Below are 18,375 nucleotides of genomic sequence, written 5' to 3'. Positions count from 1 at the left end.
GGATTTTGGTATTCTGCGCATACAGTCCAATCTAATACCACCAACCAGACATCACCAACCTCCGGTCCATGTGCCGGAGCGACAGCGGAGCCGGGGAATGGCAAGCGGCACCGAGGATGCGGCGAACCGGTACAGCCGGCTGGACGTGTGGCCGGCCGCCGAACTGATGACGGCGCTTTGGGAAGGGCAGACGCGGGCGCTGGCATCTTGCGTTCCGGCATTGCCCTTGGTCGCCGCCGCGGTGGAGGCCGCGGCCGGGCGTCTGTCCGGCGGGCAGGGCCGGCTGATCTATGCCGGGGCCGGGTCGTCGGCGATGGTCGCCGCGCTGGATGGGCTGGACCTGGGGCCGACCTTCGATTGGCCGGCGGATCGTCTGGTGCTGCTGATCGCCGGCGGGCTCGATCTGTCGCGCGGGCTGGCCGGGGCGGCGGAGGATGACGAGGGGGCCGGGCGCGCCGATGCCGGCCGGGCGGGGATTTCCGCCGCCGATGTGGTCGTCGGGCTGTCGGCCAGCGGGGCCAGCGCCTACACCGTCGGCGTCCTGCGCGTCGCGCGGGAGGCGGGGGCGCTGACCATGGGCATCGCCAGCAGCGCCGGCTCGCCCCTGCTGGAAGCGGTGGAGCATCCGGTGCTGACCGCGACGGGGGCGGAGGTGATCGCCGGCTCCACCCGGCTCGGCGCCGGGACGGCACAGAAGGTGGTGCTGAACCTGTTTTCGACCGGCGTCATGACGGCGCTCGGCAACGTCTACGACAACCTGATGATCAATGTCCGGCCGGAGAACGCCAAGCTCCGCCGCCGCTGCACCGTCATGGTCGCCCGCATCGCCGGCGTCGACGAGGATGCTGCCGGTGCGGCGCTGGAGCGGCATGGCGATGTGCGCCGCGCCGTGCTGGGGCTGGCCGGGCTGGATGGGGCCGACATCGACCGGCTGCTGACCGAGACCGGCGGCAACCTGCGCCGGGCGATGGAGCGTGCCAAATCAACCACTTGATAATGACCAACACGACAGGCCCGGCACCCTGAGGCCGGAGCCCGCTTCACTGGGAGACGTCCGAATGTCTGCTGATCGTTTGCCGGGCGACCGCTTCTCGGGCGTCCAGAGGCTTGGGCGGGCGTTGATGCTGCCGATCGCCGTGCTGCCCATCGCCGGGCTGCTGCTGCGCATCGGCCAGCCCGACCTGCTGAACATCGCCTTCATCGCCGCGGCGGGCGACGCCGTCTTCTCCAACCTGGGCGTCCTGTTCGCCGTAGGCATCGCCATCGGCTTCGCGCGGGAGAACCACGGGGCCGCAGGTCTGGCCGGCGCGGTGGGGTATTTCGTGGCGGTGAAGGGTGCCGTGGTGCTGAGCGGCGTCGCGCCCGAGCTGGTGGCGAAGATGTCGAGCCGCATCAGCATTCCGGTCGGCATCCTGATCGGCATCATCGCCGGCCAGCTCTATAACAAATACAAGGACATCAAGCTGCCGGACTATCTCGCCTTCTTCGGCGGGCGGCGCTTCGTGCCCATCGTCACCGGTCTGGCGGCGCTGGGGATTGCGCTGGTCTTCGGCTATGGCTGGCCCATCGTCGATTCGGGCTTGAGCGCGCTGACCACCGGCGTGCTTGGGCTGGGCGAGTTCGGCCTGTTCCTGTACGGCGTGCTGAACCGCATCCTCATCATCACCGGCCTGCACCACATCATCAACAACATCGCGTGGTTCCTGCTGGGCGATTACCAGGGCGTCACCGGCGACCTGAACCGCTTCTTCAAGGGCGATCCGACGGCCGGCGCCTTCATGGCGGGCTTTTTCCCGGTGATGATGTTCGGCCTGCCGGCCGCCTGCCTCGCCATGTACCACACCGCCAAGCCGGAGAACCGCGCCGCGGTCGGCGGCGTGCTGCTGTCGATGGCGCTGACCGCCTTCCTGACCGGGGTGACGGAGCCGGTGGAATTCGCCTTCATGTTCCTGGCGCCGGTGCTGTTCGCCGTCCATGCCGTGCTGACCGGCCTGTCGATGGTGCTGATGGACGTGCTGAACGTGAAACTCGGCTTCGGTTTCTCGGCCGGGCTGTTCGACTATGTGCTGAATTACGGCAAGGCGACCAACCCGATCCTGCTTCTGCCGGTGGGGGCGGTGTACTTCGCCGTCTATTACGGGCTGTTCCGCTTCGTCATCCAGCGCTTCGATCTGAAGACGCTGGGCCGCGACGATGTCGCCGTTCCCGCCGGTCAGGCGCCGGCCGCCGAGGGCGTCCGTCCCGCCGCCGCGCCGGTCGCGGTGACCAGCGACCGGGCCGGCGCCTATGTCGCCGCACTGGGCGGGGCCGGCAACCTGCGCTCGGTGGAGGCCTGCACCACCCGCCTGCGCCTGAGCGTCGCCGATGCCGGCCGCATCGACGAGGCGGCGTTGAAGCGGATCGGTGCGCGCGGCGTGGTGAAGCCGACGGCCAACTCGGTACAGGTCATCGTCGGCCCGATCGCCGACCAGTTGGCGGGCGAGATCCAGGACTCGCTGAACGCATCGGCGGGATTGCGGGTCTGAGCGCCGGGCCAAGAAAGCCGGTCTGACGAAAAGCCCCGGTCCTCCGATGAGGCCGGGGCTTTTTCATGCTGTGCTCAATCGCCCGGCTTTATCCGTGGCGGACAGTGCCGAGCAACTGGCCGGTGGCCCTTCCGTCCGCTCAAACCCGTCGCGGTTCCGGGAACTCAGGCGCCGTCATGCCGGGCAGAGCCGCTTGGCCGACCATCGTTCCGGCATCCAGCCCGTCCAGAATCCGGCGGGCGGCTTCGGCGCATCGGCTGCGCAGTTCCGGCACGGCGGTCATCTCCCAGAAGGGGGCCTTGGCGACTGGACCAAAGGCGAGCAGGCGCGGGGAGGGGGTGCCGTCGGCAGCGATCACCGCACCGCCTTCCGTCACGTCCAGCCCCAGCCGCAAGGCATCCGGCCGCGCAATGCCACGGTCGAGCAGCGAGCGCACCAGGGGATGGCGGATGCGGGTGTAGTCGCAGTTGGTGCCGGTGGCGTTGATCAGCGCGCCCGCCGTCAGCAGCCGCTCCCTCCCGCCGCCGCGCTCGACGACGGTCAGCTCCAGCCCATCGGCGATGAGGGCCGCGTCCTTCAAGCGACCGGGCAGGATGCTCAATTGTCCGCCGGCACGGGCGGCGGCGATGCGGTCGGCGACCTGCGGCGCCATGCGGTGGCGGTGCACCTCCCAGAAGGGGCGGGCGTGGCGGAGGAAGCGCTGGCGTTCCTCCATCGGCAGATGCGCCCAGATGCGGTGGTGGTGAGGCCGCAGCGCATCGAAGGCCGACCGCCAGTCATAGCCGGCAGCCGCGGCCCGCCGCGCGTCGGCCTTCAGGGCGATCAGCACGTCCAGAACCGTGCTGGGCAGCACGTCGGGATGGAGGAACGAGGTGTAGGGCCGCGTCTCCTCATGCCGCAGCGGCAGCAGGCCGCGGCGCGACACGGCGGTGATCGGACCGCGGTGCCCCTGGTCGAGCAGCGTCAGAACCGTGTCCACCATGGTCAGGCCGGTGCCGAGGATCGCGACGGCGGCTTGCCCGTCGATCCTGGCGATGGCGGCGGCATCCCACGGGTCGCCGATGAAGCGCTCCGACGCGAAGGCCTCCGCCGCCGTCGGGGATGCCAGACAGGGTGGAGAGGGCGGGAAATTGCCGATGCACAGGGCCGCCGTGTCGGCGCTGACCACCCGTCCGTCGCCGAGGCGGACATGCACCGCCGGCCGGTTGCCGGAGGAGGTCTCGGTGCGAACGTCCACCGCCTCGCCGCGGATCTGGTTCAGGCGGGCATGGGCGGGAGCCTCTGCCTGTGCCTCCGCCAGGACATCCTGGATATAGGCGCCATACAGCGCGCGGGAGACGAAGGCATGGCCGCTGGGCGGCTGGTCCGGCACCGGCCCATCCGCCCGGCTCCACAGCCAGCGCAGAAAATGGCGCGGGTCGTCGGGATAGGCGCTCATGTTGTAGGCGCGGACGTTCAGCACATGCGTGCCGTTCGGGGTCGAATAGGCGACGCCGGTCCCCGGCCGGTGGCCGTATTCGATCAGATGGACCACCAGCGGCGCCCGGGCACCGCGCAGCAGATGGGCCGCCAGCAGGCTGCCGGTGAAGCCGGCGCCGACGACAGCGATCTGGCGGGGTTGGTGGAAACTGTCCGGCGCGCTGCCGCCGGGCGGATGGAAGTGAGGCGTTGCAGGCATCGAAGTCCGTCCTTCCGTGAGTCATTCCGGAAAAGGCCGGCCGTTGGCGGCTGCTCCCCAGGTCCGTCAATCCGTGATCGGGTGCGGGGTTTCGCGTCGGCCGTGTGTCTGCTCGGTCCGCTTCGTTCTCTCCTGCATATCACAGGGTCCGGACACGCGCCATCGGCCGAACGGCAAATACCATTACCAAAGTAGGATTCAGTTTATTTTCACACAGATTGGTTTTTCCACGTTGACTCATAGTCCACCAGAACTGTAGAGAATAGAGGCGAGCCCGCTTCCGGAGCCGCCGCGGCAATTTGAATCGCAGCTTGCGCCGCGTCACCAAACGCTAAAGCGCCACGATCCCGATCGTGGATTCGTCGAAGGAGTGACCGGATATGTCCATGGTCGCATTCCAGTTTTCCATCATGCCGCCTGTCGCTCCAGCCGCGCCGATGGCGCGCTGTACCTGTCGCGCCTGACGCGACGGGCCTGATGGTGAGCGCCTGACGCCGGGCGCCCCGCCGATCCAATCCTTCCCGGTTCCCGGACGCAGCCCCGCATTCCGTGGCTGTGCTTACCCCCGGCTTTTGCCGTGACGGCGTGCGCGATCCTTTGCGCCGCACCGGGAGACCTGCACCGATTTTAAAGGTGGTCAGTCCATGAAACAATTCACAAAACGGATCGCCCGCTCGGTCCTGGCCGCTGCCGCCGTGCTGACGGCCGTCACCGTCGCCGGAAGCGCCGTGGCCGAACCGGTCACCATCCGCTTCGGCTTCGCCCAGGTCGGGGTGGGCAACCGCCAGTTCGGCAGCGGCAACACCGCGGCAATCCTGCATTCCAGGGGAATCCTGGCGGAGGAGTTCAGGAACGACCCCGACGTCAAACTCGACTGGTCCTTCTTCAAGGGCGCCGGTCCCGCGGTGAACGAGGCGATCGCCAACGATCAGCTCGATTTCGCCCTGCAAGGCGACCTGCCGTCGCTGGTCGGCCGATCGAACGGGCTGAAGACCAGAATTCTGGCGGCGAGCGGCCTGCGGTCGAACCTTTATCTGGCGGTGACGCCGAAGGCGGGCATCCGGTCCATCGCCGATCTGAAAGGCCGCAAGGTGGCGCAGTTCCGCGGCACCAACCTGCAGCTGGCGACCGACAAGGTGCTGGCCGCCCATGGCCTGACCGAGCGCGACGTGAAATTCATCAACATGGACTTCGCCACCGCCACGGCCGCACTCGCCACCGGCGACATCGACGCGGCGTTCGGGCAGGCCGATTATCTGGCGCTCGACGGCCAGGGCGTCGCCAAGGTCGTCTACAGCACCCGCGGCGACGACCCGACCTTCACCCGCCATTCCCACCTGCTGGTGACGGAGGCGTTCGAGAAGGCGCATCCCGATATCACCTACCGCGTGGTGAAGGCGCTGGTGAAGGCGGCGGCCTGGGCGTCGGACGAGGCCAACCGCGAGGCGCTGTTCGGGGAATGGGCCAAGTCCGGCGTTCCGGCCGAGACCTTCCGCGCCGATTTCGAAGGACAGGCGCTGGGCTACCGCAACAGCCCGCTGATCGACGACTTCCTCGTCGCCGCCTACCGCGATCAGGCGGAACGGGCCAAGGGCTACCGGCTGGTGCGCAGCGACGTGCAGATCGACGGCTGGTTCGAGCCCGCCTATGTCGACCGCGCCGTGGCCGAGCTGGGGCTGGCCGGCACCTGGAAGCGCTACGACGCCAAGGGGCATCAGCAGACGGCGGCGAAGTAACGCCCCACCGATCGGAGGAGTTCGCCCCATGACGAACCTCGAACTGAGCCGTGGCGCCTATGAAGCCGCCCGGATCGCCGGCAACGGACGCCTCGACCTGCGGGTGGATGATGGTAACCCGAAGCCGGCCGCCGCCGTCCTGCGGCCCACGCTGACCGCCCTTTCGGCCCTGGTCTTCCCGGCGGCCCTGTTGGGAATGTGGACGCTGTCGTCGCATTTCGGCTGGCTGCCGGCCCAGATCCTGCCGGCACCGGATCAGGTGGCCGCCACGCTGGCCGATCTCGCCGACAGCGGCGACCTGTGGTTCCACACCCGCATCAGCCTGCTGCGCGTGGTGGAGGGCTTCGCGCTCGGTGGAGCGGCGGGGTTGTTGCTGGGCATCGCCATGGGCTTGTCGCAGCGGGTGCGCTGGACCGTCGAGCCGCTCTTCACCGCGCTGGCCCAGGTGCCGCCATTGGGCTGGATCCCGGTTCTGATGCTGCTGGTCGGCATCGACGAGGGGCTGAAGCTGCTCATCATCGCCAAGGCGGCCCTGATCCCCGTGGCGCTGAACACCCACAAGGGCATCCGCAATGTTCCCGACGGCCTGCGGGAGGTCGGGTCGGTCCTGACCTTCGGCCCCTGGGCGACGCTGACGCGGATCGTCCTGCCGGCGGCGGTGCCGTCGATCTTCACCGGCATACGCTATGGCCTGACCAGCGCGTGGCTGGCGCTGGTGGCGGTGGAGCTGCTCGCCTCGTCGGAGGGGCTGGGATACCTGATGGTGTGGGGCCGCCAGCTGTTCCAGCTGGACATGGTGATCGCCGCGATGCTGGTGGTCGGGTTGATCGGCTTTGCACTGGACTGGACCCTTTCCCGGGTCGAGCGCCGCCTGCAACGCTGGGAGCTGGCCGGATCATGAGCACGCTCGACCATCCCGCCGCATTCCGCGTCTCGCGCCGTCTCCATGGTCTGATTCCCGTGCTGGCCCTGCTGGCCGGGTGGGAAGCCGCCAGCCGCAGCGGCCTTGTCGATCCGAAGCTTCTGCCGTCGCTGCTGACCGTCGCCGGGCGTGCGGGGCAGGAGCTGGCCGAGGGGCGGCTTGCCGTCGATGTGGCGGCCAGCCTGGCCCGCGACATCGCCGGCTTCACCATCGGCAGCCTCGCCGGGATCCTGGTCGGATTGCTGCTCGGCCTGTCGCGGCTGGCCGACCGGCTGATCGGGCCCAGCTTCAACGCCGTCAAGCAGATCGCGATCTTCGCCTGGATCCCGCTGATCTCGGTGTGGTTCGGGGTGGGGGAGGACGCGAAGATCGCCTTCATCGCGCTCGCCGCCTTCACGCCTGTCGTGGTCAACACATGGGAAGGTGCCCGCGCCGCGCCGCCAAAGCTGGCGGAGGTCGCCCGCGTGCTGGAGTTCGGCCGCTGGCGGACCTTGCGGCTGGTCGCGCTGCCGGCGGCGCTGCCCGCCATCTTCGCCGGGCTTCATCTGGGCCTGATCAATGCCTGGCTCGCCACCGTCGGCGCCGAATATTTCATGACCGTCGGTCCGGGCATCGGCGGGCTGATGACCGAAGGGCGCGAGCATTTCCACATGGACCTCGTCCTGCTCGGCGTCCTGCTGCTGGGGCTGATCGGCCTCGCCCTCAACACCCTTGCCACCCGGCTGGAAGCGCGCGCCCTGCGCTGGCGCCGCCGAGCTTAAGTCCCTGAGCCTGATAAGGAGCGTTCCCGTCATGGCCGACATCATTCGACCAAGCCATCACTCCATCCACCACGCCACGGCACGCGGCGCGCTGGAGATCCGCGGACTGACCAAGCGCTATCGCGTGTCCGGCACTCCGTTCACCGCCTTGCAGGACATCGACCTGTCGGTGGCGCCGGGTGAGTTCGTCTCCATCGTCGGCGCGTCCGGCTGCGGCAAGTCGACCCTGCTGCGCCTGATCGTCGGGCTGGAGCGGCAGTTCGACGGCGACATCCGTCTGGACGGCCGTCCCATCGCCGGCCCGGGTCTGGACCGCGCCATCGTCTTCCAGGAACACCGCCTGTTCCCCTGGCTGACGGCCGAGGAGAATGTCGCGCTGGGTCTGCTGAAATCGAACCGTCCCGCCGCGGACAAGCGCCGTCTGGTGCGGGAGCATCTGGAGCTGGTGGGGCTGGGCGCCTTTGCCGGGGCCTATCCATCGCAATTGTCCGGCGGCATGTCGCAGCGGGTCGCCATCGCCCGCGCCCTGGTCAACCGCCCGCGCATCCTGCTGCTTGACGAGCCCTTCGGCGCGCTCGACGCGCTGACCCGCAGCCACTTGCAAGCCGAACTTCTGCGCATCGTCCGGGCGGAGGGCATCACCGCCATCCTCGTCACCCACGACGTGGAGGAGGCGCTGTATCTGGGCGACCGCGTGGTGGTCATGCACCCGCGTCCCGGCCGGATCGCCAGCATCATCCCGTCCGGCCGCCTGCCTGCGGCGGAAGATGGCAGCGGCAGCCCGCACCATGGCCATGGGCACGATCGCGTCGATCCGACCTTCGTCCGCCTGCGCGAGGCCGTGCTGGCCGAACTCGGCGCCGGACATGCACAGACGCCCGTCCGGCGAGCCGCCTGACCCGCGTAATTCCCGCCCAATCACAAGTCCGACAACCAACCAAGGATCATCTCATCATGACGACTCTGACCGCCGACGTCGCCACCCGTTCCGAGACCTCGCCGGCCGGCTTCGGCCTCGACATCCGTCCCATCGGCGGGCGCATCGGCGCGGAGGTGCATGGCTTCCGCCTGTCCGGCGACCTGCAGCCCGCCACCGTCCACGCCATCCGGCAGGCGCTGACCGAGCACAAGGTCCTGTTCTTCCGCGGCCAGACCCATCTGGACGAGGCCGAGCAGGAGGCCTTCGGCCGGCTGTTCGGCGATCTGGTTTCCCACCCCACCGTGCCGTCGCTGGCCGGGACGGAGCATGTGCTGGACGTCGACGGCAGCCGGGGCGAGCGCGCCAGCTCCTGGCATGCCGACGTCACCTTCGTGCCGGATTACCCGTCCATTTCCATCCTGCGCAGCGTCGTGGCGCCCCGGCGCGGCGGTGACACCATGTGGGCCGACAATGTGTCCGCCTACAACGAACTGCCGGAGCCGCTGCGCGAACTGGCGGAGAAGCTGTGGGTGGTGCACTCCAACGTCTACGATTATGTCGGCGACCGCCAGAACCGGTCGGAGCAGGCGCTGCATCGCTACCAGACCGTCTTCACCTCCACCCGCTATGAGACGGAGCATCCGCTGGTCCATGTTCATTCGGAAAGCGGCGTGAAGGCGCTCATTCTCGGCCATTTCGCTCAGAGGATCGCCGGCTTGACCAGCACCGATTCCCGCCTGCTGCTGGATCTGTTCCAGGGTCACGCCACCCGGCCGGAGAATGTGGTGCGCTGGCGCTGGAGCCCCGGCGACGTGGCCGTGTGGGACAACCGCACCACCCAGCACCGCGCCGTCGACGACTATGACGACCAGCCGCGCGTCGTCCGCCGCGTGACGGTCGCCGGCGCGGCCCCCGTGGCGGTCGGCGGCCGCCGCAGCTTCTCCCGCTCGGTCGTCCAGGCGAACGCCGCCGCGGCGTGATATGGCTTGGGGCGCGGGCCGCGGCATTCGCCACGGCCTCCGCCCCGCCGCCATCATCAAGGTCGCCAATCCGGCGCCGATGTGGCACATGCGATGGCGCGCACCGCCGATGCGCACGTCGTCCCATGTCCCGTCAGGAGGCTGCCATGTCCGTGTCGCCCACCGCCCGCTCTTCCGCTTCCGACCGGCTGGAGGCCGCCCTCTCCCGGATTGCCGATCCGGAGCGGCAGGGCTCCCTGGTGTTCACCGAAGTCTATGCGGAGGAGGCGCGCGCCGCCGCCATGGCCAGTGACCACCGCGCCGCCCAGGGCCGGCCGCTGGGGCCGCTCGATGGGCGCATCGTCTCGGTCAAGACGCTGTTCGACGTGGCGGGCGACACCACGGCGGCCGGGTCCGCCATCCTGCGCGGCCGGCCGGCTGCGGCGCGCGACGCCCGGGCGGTGGCCCGGCTGCGGGCGGCGGGCGCGGTCATCGTCGGCCGGACCCACATGACGGAATTCGCCTTTTCCGCCGTCGGCATCAACCCCCATTACGGCAATCCCGGCAATCCGCATGACCGCTCGCGGGTGCCGGGCGGCTCGTCCTCCGGGGCGGTGATCTCGGTGGCCGACGGCATGGCGGAGATCGCGCTGGGCAGCGACACCGGCGGCTCGCTGCGCATTCCGGCAGCGTTGTCCGGCGCCGTCGGCTTCAAGCCGTCCGCCGGGCGCCTGCCGGCCGAAGGGGCGTTCCCACTGTCGCCGACACTGGACGTCATCGGCCCGATCGCCGCGACCGTTGCCGATGCGGCCTTGCTGGACAGCGTGCTTTCCGACGGCGACATGGCGCCACTGGCCGCGCTGCCGGTTGCCGGACAGTCCTTCCTGGTGCCGCGCGGGCGATTGTTCGACGGCGTCGAGCCTGCGGTCGCCGCTGCGTTCGAGGCGGCGCTGGACCGGCTGCGCGCGGCCGGCGCCCACATCGCGGACGGCTCCATCGAGGCGGAATTGGAGGCGCTCGCGGAGTTGGACCGCATCGGCGTCTTCACCGCCATCGAGCTGGCGGCGACGCTGGCCGATCTCGGCATCACGGCGCTCGACGGCATCGATCCGAAGACCCGCGCGCGGATCGAGGCCGGTGGCAAGGCACCCGCCGCCGATTATGTCCGCATGCTGCGCCGGCGCGCCGAACTGATCCGGCTGATGGACGAGCGGCTGACCCGCCATCCGGTCCTGCTGCTGCCGACCGTGCCGATGACCGCGCCCGCCATTGCCGACGTGCTGGAGGATGCGGCCTTCCACCGCGTCAATCTGGCGCTGCTGCGCAACACCCGCGTCGCCAACCTGGTCGACCTGCCGGCCATTTCCCTGCCGGTGCCGACCGACGGCCTGCCGGTCGGGCTGATGGCGATGGGGCGGCGCGGCAGCGACCGCAGCCTGCTGGGCATCGCCGCCGGAATCGAAGCTGCGCTGCGGGGGTGATCCCCGGGTGAGGATGTGACCAACGTGGGGCCGGGAATTTTCCGCGCAGGAATCCCGGTTCCGCACGTATCACTGGTGAGGACGTGTGTCGTTGCTGAAGAGCATGAACTAAAATTCATAAATAACCGCTTCATGACTCCCAAATGACCACTCATCGTCACAAGCGGTGGCAAAGAGTGGGTACAGGACAGAATCCGGTTCATTTCGCATAAAGTCACCGCCTATTGTCTCCGTGCGGTCCGATGAGGACTGCAGACGAGAGCTGAACGCCGTCGATGATGACGGCCGGTAGCCATCCGGTTGCGCCGGAAATATTGGCGCTGAAAATCCGGGTGGCAATCAGCTGAAATGTTTGGAGACTACTTATGGCTAACAACTTCGCCACTGATTCGCTCAAGTCCGTGATGTCCAAGGCTGCCACCGGCCCGACCTCTTCCGTCGCGACCTCCGACAGCGCAGTTGCCGAGTTCCGAGCCCACCAGCCTCTGCACCAGGACACCCAGAGCGACGCCTCCGCTGGCGGCACCACCGACATCACCGCCCAGCATGGCACGCCGACGCTGTCCGACAGCGCCATCGCCGAACTGAAGGCCGCCTATGTCGCGGTCGAACACGCGATTGCCGAGGCCAAGACCGGCACGACCGGCGGCACGACCGACACGACGGGTACGGACAAGGCGGCCACGGATTCGGCAGCCACGGATACTGCCTCGACCGACAAGACGCCCACCGATGCGGCCAGCCATAAGACCGCCGACTCGTCCACGCACCAGCCGCCGGCCGGTCCGCTGGTGAAGGTTCTGGCCGACGCCACCGGCGAAACCACCGCCACCGTTCAAGGCGTGCTGCAGCAGGTTCGCGCCGTGCTGCACCAGGAGCACCTGACCGACGCCTCCGGCCATAATTCCGGCCATGCCGGGACGACCGACACGACGGCGGACGCCAAGCCCTCCACCGGCACCTCCACCGCCACGGAAAACACCTCAACGGCGGCGGACGACGCAAAGACCGGCAATGCCCCGCATTGGCACGACCGTCTGATCGCTCAGCATGACGGCTCCGGCACCACGGGCTCGACGGATGCCGCCGGCGGTCAGGGTGGGGTCGACAGCGGCAGTGCCATCTGGCAGCATTTCCTGAACCACTATGCCTCCGGCGACAGCGCGGTCACCACCAACGCCGGGGTGGTCGCGGCGGTCGACGAATTCGCCGACACCGTCCAGTCGCTGCACCTCGACCACGGCCATGGACAGATGCATGACCATGGCACCGACGGCGCCCATCTCGGCACCGCCGCCTGACTCGCGCTGCGCCCTTCCATTCAACGGGAGGGCGCAGCCTTTTCACGACAGCCCGTATTTCCTGATCTTGTCGTGCAGCGTGGTCTTGGCGATCTGCAGTTCTTCCGCGGCGCGGGCGAGGCTGTGGTTGGTGCGGCGCAGGGTGTCGGCGATCAACGCGCGCTCGAAGGCCTCCACCGCCTCGGCCAGCGGGCGACCGGCGGCGGGATGGACGGTGGCGAAGGGCGGGAAGCCCTGTTCGATGCCGAGCACGCAGCGGTCGGCGACGTTGTGCAGTTCGCGCACGTTGCCCGGCCAGTCGTAGGCCATCAGGCGGCGCATGCGCTCGGCATCCGGCGGCGGGACCGGGCGGCCGTGGCGGGCGGCGGCCTGGAGGGTGAACTGCTCGAACAGCAGCGGAATGTCTTCGCGCCGGTCGCGCAGCGGCGGCAAGGGCAGGTTGGCGACGTTCAGGCGGTAATAGAGGTCGGCGCGGAACTGCCCGCGGTCGGCCAATTCGCGCAAATCCACCTTGGTCGCGGCGATCACCCGGCAATCGACAGGAACGGGGGTGTTGGAGCCCAGCCGCTCCAGCGTGCGTTCCTGAAGCACGCGCAGGAACTTGATCTGCACCGGCATCGGCATGCTCTCGATCTCGTCGAGGAACAGGGTGCCGCCATTGGCGTGCTCCACCTTGCCGATGCGGCGCTTCCCGGCCCCGGTGAAGGCGCCGGCCTCGTGGCCGAAGATCTCGCTGTCGATCAGGCTTTCCGGCAGGCCGCCGCAGTTGATGGCGACGAAGTTGCCGCCGCGGCGCGGGCTGGCGTCGTGCAGGCAGCGGGCGGCCAGCTCCTTGCCAGAGCCGGTCTCGCCATGGATCAGCACGTCGGCGGCGGAGTTGGCGAGTTCACCGATCAGCCGGCGCACCCGCTCCATCTGCGGCGATCCGCCGACCAGCCGCGCCTCGATGCTGTCGCGGTTCTGCAGGCGGGCGCGCAGGTCGCGCACCTCCAGCGTCAGGCGGCGCTTTTCCAGGGCGCGGCGCACCACCTCGACCAGATAGTCGGGGGAGAAGGGCTTCTCGATGAAGTCGTGGGCGCCCAGCTTCATCGCCTGCACCGCCATCGCCACGTCGCCGTGGCCGGTCATCAGCACCACCGGCAGATCCGGGTCGCTTGCCAGCAGTTCGGCCAGCAGCGCCATCCCGTCCATGCCCGGCAGGCGGATGTCGGTGACGACGATGCCGGGGAAGCCCTCGGCCACCAGCCGGCGGGCCTTCTCCGCGCTGTCCACCGCCTGGGTCGGGATGTCCTCCAGCTCCAAAGCCTGCTGGCAGCCGAGGCTGACATTCGGGTCATCCTCGACGATGAGGACCTTCAGAGCGTTGGCGGCAGCGTCGGACATGGAAACTCTCCGGCCTGGATGGCGGTCGGGTCGGTGGGCAGGGCGGCGGCGGGAAGGTCGACGGTGAAGACCGCTCCGCCATCCGCGCCGTTCGCCCCGGTCAGGGCGCCGCCGAAGTCACGCACGATCCCGGCCGAGATGGCAAGCCCCAAGCCGAGCCCGCCGCCGCCCTCCTTCGCTCCGTCCTTCGCCGCCTCCTTGGTGGTGAAGAAGGGCTCGAACAGGCGGGGAAGGACGTCGGCGGGCAGGCCGGGGCCATTGTCGGCCACCTGGATGCGAACCCGGCCGTCCTCCGTCCGGGCGGTGAGCGTCAACCTGCCATTCTCGCGCCCGGCCAGCGCGTCCAGGCCATTGGCGACCAGATTGACCAGCACCTGCTCCAGCCGGTTGGGGTCGCAGAGGGCCGCGACATCCTCCGGCACATCGAGGCGAACGGTCACGCCGGACCGCCGCAGCCGCTGATCCAGCAGGAACAGCGCGTTGTCGATCGGCCGGCGCACCGCCACCGGGCGGGGGGCGCCGGAGGATTTGCGGGCGAAGGATTTCAGCTGGCTGGTCAGGGCGCCCATGGTGTCGACCAGACTGGCGATACGCTCCAGATTGCCTTGCGCCGCGTCCAGATTGCCGCGCTGGAGGAACTTGACGCTGTTGCCGGACAGGGTGCGTAGCGCCGCCAGCGGCTGGTTCAGCTCATGCGCCAGACCGGCGGAGAGTTGGCCGATCACCGCCAGCTTGCCGGCATGGACAAGCTCGTCCTGGGCGGCGCGCAGGTTGCGGGTGCGCTCCTCCACCTTGCGTTCCAGGTCGTGCAGGTGGCGGCGGCGCTGCACCCACATCAGCAGCAGGATGCCGAGGAAGGCGCTGCCCACCGCGGCAAGAGCGGCGCGGGTCCAGGCCATGCCGGTCACCTGCGCCACCGGCGACAGCACGGTCATCGTCCAGCCGGTGCCGTGCAGCGGCGCGGTCTGGGCCAGGAAGCCGCCGGAGACCGGGAAGACCGTCTCCTCCAGCTGTCCCTCGGCCGGGCGGGGCAGGCGGACCAGTTCGGCATCGTCGGCGATCCGGCTGACCGGCGTCAGGCCCAGCGGCGGCAGCGGGCGGGCGTTGTATTGCAGGGTCTGGTCGAAATGGCGGCGGGTCGGCTCGTCCATCGGCCGCAGGGTGGTGAATTTCCAGGAGGGGACGGAGGCGAGGATCACCACGCCGTTCTCGTCGGTGACCAGCACCGGCGCCTCCACCGTCGACCAGCTTTGTTCCAACTGCTCCAGGCTGACCTTCACCACCGCGACGCCGACGATGGCGCCATCCTCCGCCAGGGGCGAGGACAGATAATAGCCGGCCTGCCCCCGCGTGGTGCCGACGCCGAAGAAGCGGCCCTGGCGGCCGGCGGCGGCCTCGACGAAATAGGGGCGGTAGGACAGGTCCTCGCCGATGAAGCTGTCGGGACGGTTCCAGTTGCTGGCGGCCAGCACCCGGCCCTGGCGGTTCAGTACATAGATCGACAGGGTGCCGGCCCGCTCGTTCAGCCGCTCCAGATAGCGGTTCAGCCCCCAGGCGAGCGGCGCCCGGCCGGTGACGAGGTCGAGGACGTCGCGCTCCAGCCCCAGCGTTGCCGGGAAATAGGCGTATTTGTCGATCTCGCGCTCCAGGCTCTCGGCATAGAGGTCGAGGCGGTGGTGCCCGGTCTCCTGCAAGGCGGCGAGCCCCATCCCCTCGCTGACCCGGAAGCCCACCACACCGGCAAGCAGCGCCAGACCGGCGAGCGCCGGCAGCAGAAGGCCGATGGTGCGGAGACGTCTGGCTACAGGCATGAAAAAGGCGGGCAGGGGAAGGGGCCGCCGCATCATAGCAGAAGCCCCCGTCCCATGGCCCGCCCGTCTTCCGGACCGGTCCGTCAGGATATCAGCCCGTCACTCGGCAGCGGCCGGGGCGGGCAGCGCGGCGCCGGCCTCCTCGTCATCCTCCTCGGTGCCGATGGCGTTCTCCCACTTGGCGACGACGGTGGTGGCGATGGCGTTGCCCAGCACGTTGGTGGCGGTGCGGCCCATGTCGAGGAAATGGTCGATGCCCATGATCAGCAGCACGCCGGCCTCCGGCAGGTGGAACATCGGCAGCACCGCGGCGACCACCACGAGGGAGGAGCGCGGAACGCCGGCGATGCCCTTGCTCGACACCATCAGCACCAGCAGCATGACGATCTGCTGTTCCAGCGTCAGCGGGATGCCATAGGCCTGGGCGATGAACAGCGACGCGAAGGTCGTGTAGATCATCGAGCCGTCGAGGTTGAAGGAATAGCCGAGCGGCAGGACGAAGCCGATCACCCGTTCCTTGACGCCCAGCGTCTTCAGCTCCTCCATCACGCGGGGATAGGCGGATTCGCTCGACGCGGTGGAGAAGCCCAGCAGCATCGGCTGGCGCATCGCCTTGACCACGCGGAAGACGTCGCCCTTCAGCACGACGAAGCCGGCGAAGACCAGCGTCGCCCACAGGACCGCCAGCGTCAGATAGAAGCTGCCCATGAACTTGCCGTAGACGGCCAGCACGCCGAGGCCCTGCGTCGTCACCACGTTGGCGACGGCGGCGAAGACGCCGATCGGGGCGAAGCGCATGACATAGTCGGTGACCTTCAGCATCACCGGCACGACCTCTTCGATCGAACGGGCGAGCAGACCGGCCTTGGTGTCGCGCAGCTGGCCGATGGCGAGGCCGACGAAGAGCGAGAAGATCAGGATCTGCAGGATCTCGTTGTTCGCCATCGCTTCGAAGAAGTTGCGCGGGAACAGGTGGGTCAGGAAATCCTTCAGGTTCAGGGCGGAGGTCTTCAGACCGGCGCTGGCGGCGGCATCGGGCAGCGGCACGCCGACATTGGCGCCCGGCTGCAGCAGGTTGGCGAAGACCAGCCCGATGAACAGCGACGCGAAGGACGCCATCAGGAACCAGCCGACCGCCTTGCCGCCGATGCGGCCGACGGTGCGGGCGTCGCCCATGCCGGCCATGCCGGCGACCAGGGTGGCGAAGATCAGCGGTGCGATGATCATCTTGATCAGGCGCAGGAAGATGTCCGTCACCATCGCGAAGTAGCTTGCGATGTCCTTGGCCGCAGCCGCGTCGAACAGGCTGTTGCAGACATAGCCGGTGACGATGCCCAGCAGCATGGCGACGATGATCAGCGTCGTCTGTTTGTTCATGGTCCTGTTACCTCACCTATCCCGCCCGCCTCGATGCGCCGGCCGGGTTGCGGTCGATGGGAACCGGCCCCGAGCGGGTCGGGACCGGGTGGCGGATCGGGTCAGCCGGCGGTCGCCAGCAGCCGCGGCCGGGTCAGCACGTCCGGACGCAGCACTTCGGCAAGCGCGGCGGCGGTCATCAGGCCGCGCGCCTCCACCAGTTCGGCGACACCCTTGCCGGTGCGGTGGGCCTCGGCGGCCACCTCGGTGGCGTTGGCGTAGCCGATGTAGGGGTTGAGCGCGGTGACGATGCCGATGGAGTTGCGCACGGCGGCTTCCAGATGGTCGCGGTTGGCGGTGATGCCATCGACGCAGCGGTCGGCCAGCACCAGGCAGCCCTGGCGCAGGTGGGTGATGCTCTTGAACAGGCTGTGGGCGATGATCGGTTCGAAGGCGTTCAACTGGAGCTGTCCGGCCTCGGCGGCGAAGGTGACGGTCATGTCGTTGCCGATCACCTCGAAGGCGATCTGGTTGACCACTTCGGGGATCACCGGGTTGACCTTGCCCGGCATGATCGAGGAGCCGGCCTGCCGCGCCGGCAGGTTGATCTCGCCGAAGCCGGCGCGCGGGCCGCTGGACAGCAGGCGCAGGTCGTTGCAGGTCTTGGACAGCTTCACCGCCACCCGCTTCAGCACGCCCGACAGCTGGACGAAGCTGCCGCAATCCTGCGTCGCCTCGACCAGATTGGGGGCGGTGACGACGGGAACGCCGCTGATCTCGGCCAGACGGCGGCAGACCAGGGCGGCATAGTCGGGATGGGCGTTGATGCCGGTGCCGATGGCGGTGGCGCCCAGATTGATCTCACGGATCAGCAGGGCGGCTTCCTTCAGCCGCTCCTCGTCCTCGGCCAGCATGACGGCGTAGGTGGAGAATTCCTGGCCCAGCGTCATCGGCACGGCGTCCTGCAGCTGGGTGCGGCCCATCTTCAGGATGTCGCGGAACTCGTCGGCCTTGCGCTGGAAGGCGGCACGCAGATGGCCCATCGCCTCCACCAGCCGGAAGATGCCGGTGTAGGTCGCCAGCTTCAGCGCCGTCGGGTAGACGTCGTTGGTCGACTGGCTCATGTTGACGTGTTCGTTGGGATGGAGGTGGGCGTAGTCGCCGCGGCGGTGGCCCAGCAGTTCCAGCGCCCGGTTGGCGATCACCTCGTTGGCGTTCATGTTGGTCGAGGTGCCGGCGCCGCCCTGGATCACGTCGACGACGAACTGGTCGTGCAGCTTGCCGGCGCGGATCTCGCGGCAGGCGGCGGCGATGGCGTCGGCCCGCTCGCCGTTCAGCAGCCCAAGCTCGTGGTTGGCGCGGGATGCTGCTATCTTGATCTCGGCCAGCGCGCGGACCAGATCGGGGTAATGGGAAATCGGCGTGCCGGTGATCGGGAAATTCTCGACAGCGCGCAGGGTGTGGACCCCGTAATAGGCGTCGGCCGGGACCTCGCGGTCGCCCAGCAGGTCATGTTCGGTGCGCGTTGTTGCTGCAGACATCT

General features: G+C 68.8%; 14 protein-coding genes. 9 read left to right on the top strand and 5 right to left on the bottom strand.

The window, feature by feature from the left end; all coding sequences use genetic code 11:
- Positions 1–97: 97 nt before the first annotated feature.
- Positions 98–994, top strand: a complete 897-nt coding sequence (locus ACCD06_RS31165; RefSeq protein ID WP_413346059.1) for an N-acetylmuramic acid 6-phosphate etherase — start codon at positions 98–100, stop codon at positions 992–994.
- Between the two features lie 64 nt (positions 995–1,058).
- A complete protein-coding gene (nagE, locus tag ACCD06_RS31160; RefSeq protein WP_109156265.1) occupies positions 1,059–2,525 on the top strand; it encodes an N-acetylglucosamine-specific PTS transporter subunit IIBC in 1,467 nt (488 codons plus the stop codon).
- A gap of 139 nt (positions 2,526–2,664) precedes the next feature.
- On the opposite strand, the gene ACCD06_RS31155 is transcribed toward nagE, so the two are convergent.
- On the bottom strand, positions 2,665–4,203 hold the full coding sequence (locus ACCD06_RS31155; RefSeq protein ID WP_413346057.1) for an FAD/NAD(P)-binding protein: 1,539 nt from the start codon (positions 4,201–4,203) through the stop codon (positions 2,665–2,667).
- A 644-nt stretch (positions 4,204–4,847) separates the two neighbouring features.
- Here ACCD06_RS31155 and ACCD06_RS31150 point away from each other — a divergent pair.
- The 7 genes from ACCD06_RS31150 (at position 4,848) to ACCD06_RS31120 (ending at position 12,282) form a co-directional block, all read left to right on the top strand.
- Positions 4,848–5,939 (top strand): ABC transporter substrate-binding protein, encoded by a 1,092-nt coding sequence (locus ACCD06_RS31150; RefSeq protein WP_109156267.1) that lies wholly within the window; start codon positions 4,848–4,850, stop codon positions 5,937–5,939.
- A gap of 28 nt (positions 5,940–5,967) precedes the next feature.
- Positions 5,968–6,840 (top strand): ABC transporter permease, encoded by an 873-nt coding sequence (locus tag ACCD06_RS31145; RefSeq protein ID WP_413346054.1) that lies wholly within the window; start codon positions 5,968–5,970, stop codon positions 6,838–6,840.
- On the top strand, positions 6,837–7,622 hold the full coding sequence (locus ACCD06_RS31140; RefSeq protein ID WP_413346052.1) for an ABC transporter permease: 786 nt from the start codon (positions 6,837–6,839) through the stop codon (positions 7,620–7,622). The genes ACCD06_RS31145 and ACCD06_RS31140 overlap by 4 nt, the downstream gene beginning before the upstream one ends.
- Positions 7,623–7,653: 31 nt before the next feature.
- Positions 7,654–8,520, top strand: a complete 867-nt coding sequence (locus tag ACCD06_RS31135; RefSeq protein WP_413346050.1) for an ABC transporter ATP-binding protein — start codon at positions 7,654–7,656, stop codon at positions 8,518–8,520.
- Between the two features lie 56 nt (positions 8,521–8,576).
- The gene (locus ACCD06_RS31130) at positions 8,577–9,521 is read left to right on the top strand and encodes a TauD/TfdA dioxygenase family protein (RefSeq protein ID WP_413346048.1); all 945 of its coding nucleotides are present in this window, start codon (positions 8,577–8,579) and stop codon (positions 9,519–9,521) included.
- 146 nt (positions 9,522–9,667) lie between these two features.
- Positions 9,668–10,981 (top strand): amidase, encoded by a 1,314-nt coding sequence (locus ACCD06_RS31125; RefSeq protein WP_413346046.1) that lies wholly within the window; start codon positions 9,668–9,670, stop codon positions 10,979–10,981.
- A 365-nt stretch (positions 10,982–11,346) separates the two neighbouring features.
- A complete protein-coding gene (locus tag ACCD06_RS31120) occupies positions 11,347–12,282 on the top strand; it encodes a hypothetical protein (protein WP_413346044.1) in 936 nt (311 codons plus the stop codon).
- A 42-nt stretch (positions 12,283–12,324) separates the two neighbouring features.
- On the opposite strand, the gene ACCD06_RS31115 is transcribed toward ACCD06_RS31120, so the two are convergent.
- The 4 genes from ACCD06_RS31115 to aspA all read right to left on the bottom strand — a co-directional run bounded on the left by ACCD06_RS31115 (position 12,325) and on the right by aspA (position 18,373).
- Positions 12,325–13,665: a sigma-54-dependent transcriptional regulator gene (locus tag ACCD06_RS31115; RefSeq protein WP_136701829.1), complete on the bottom strand. Its 1,341-nt coding sequence runs from the start codon at positions 13,663–13,665 to the stop codon at positions 12,325–12,327.
- Positions 13,638–15,476, bottom strand: coding sequence for a sensor histidine kinase (locus ACCD06_RS31110; RefSeq protein WP_413346042.1), 1,839 nt, complete (start codon positions 15,474–15,476; stop codon positions 13,638–13,640). Before ACCD06_RS31110 ends, ACCD06_RS31115 begins: the two co-directional genes overlap by 28 nt.
- 99 nt (positions 15,477–15,575) lie before the next feature.
- On the bottom strand, positions 15,576–16,853 hold the full coding sequence (locus ACCD06_RS31105) for a dicarboxylate/amino acid:cation symporter (RefSeq protein ID WP_413346039.1): 1,278 nt from the start codon (positions 16,851–16,853) through the stop codon (positions 15,576–15,578).
- Positions 16,854–16,954: 101 nt separating this feature from the next.
- Positions 16,955–18,373 carry an aspartate ammonia-lyase gene (gene aspA / locus ACCD06_RS31100; RefSeq protein ID WP_413346037.1) on the bottom strand — a complete coding sequence of 473 codons (1,419 nt, stop codon included), beginning with the start codon at positions 18,371–18,373 and terminating at the stop codon, positions 16,955–16,957.
- Between the last annotated feature and the right edge of the window lie 2 nt (positions 18,374–18,375).

The sequence above is a fragment of the Azospirillum sp. CT11-132 genome, assembly GCF_047302835.1.
GTDB lineage: Bacteria > Pseudomonadota > Alphaproteobacteria > Azospirillales > Azospirillaceae > Azospirillum.
The sequence above is the reverse complement of the archived record's forward strand: the minus strand, read 5'-3'. Positions and strand labels throughout refer to the sequence as shown.

Bases quoted from the DNA above. Each gene is read 5' to 3' on its own strand.
- ACCD06_RS31165 (WP_413346059.1), top strand. From the start codon at position 98: ATGGCAAGCGGCACCGAGGATGCGGCGAACCGGTACAGCCGGCTGGAC.
- nagE (WP_109156265.1), top strand. From the start codon at position 1,059: ATGTCTGCTGATCGTTTGCCGGGCGACCGCTTCTCGGGCGTCCAGAGG.
- ACCD06_RS31155 (WP_413346057.1), bottom strand. From the start codon at position 4,203: ATGCCTGCAACGCCTCACTTCCATCCGCCCGGCGGCAGCGCGCCGGAC.
- ACCD06_RS31150 (WP_109156267.1), top strand. From the start codon at position 4,848: ATGAAACAATTCACAAAACGGATCGCCCGCTCGGTCCTGGCCGCTGCC.
- ACCD06_RS31145 (WP_413346054.1), top strand. From the start codon at position 5,968: ATGACGAACCTCGAACTGAGCCGTGGCGCCTATGAAGCCGCCCGGATC.
- ACCD06_RS31140 (WP_413346052.1), top strand. From the start codon at position 6,837: ATGAGCACGCTCGACCATCCCGCCGCATTCCGCGTCTCGCGCCGTCTC.
- ACCD06_RS31135 (WP_413346050.1), top strand. From the start codon at position 7,654: ATGGCCGACATCATTCGACCAAGCCATCACTCCATCCACCACGCCACG.
- ACCD06_RS31130 (WP_413346048.1), top strand. From the start codon at position 8,577: ATGACGACTCTGACCGCCGACGTCGCCACCCGTTCCGAGACCTCGCCG.
- ACCD06_RS31125 (WP_413346046.1), top strand. From the start codon at position 9,668: ATGTCCGTGTCGCCCACCGCCCGCTCTTCCGCTTCCGACCGGCTGGAG.
- ACCD06_RS31120 (WP_413346044.1), top strand. From the start codon at position 11,347: ATGGCTAACAACTTCGCCACTGATTCGCTCAAGTCCGTGATGTCCAAG.
- ACCD06_RS31115 (WP_136701829.1), bottom strand. From the start codon at position 13,665: ATGTCCGACGCTGCCGCCAACGCTCTGAAGGTCCTCATCGTCGAGGAT.
- ACCD06_RS31110 (WP_413346042.1), bottom strand. From the start codon at position 15,476: ATGCCTGTAGCCAGACGTCTCCGCACCATCGGCCTTCTGCTGCCGGCG.
- ACCD06_RS31105 (WP_413346039.1), bottom strand. From the start codon at position 16,853: ATGAACAAACAGACGACGCTGATCATCGTCGCCATGCTGCTGGGCATC.
- aspA (WP_413346037.1), bottom strand. From the start codon at position 18,373: ATGTCTGCAGCAACAACGCGCACCGAACATGACCTGCTGGGCGACCGC.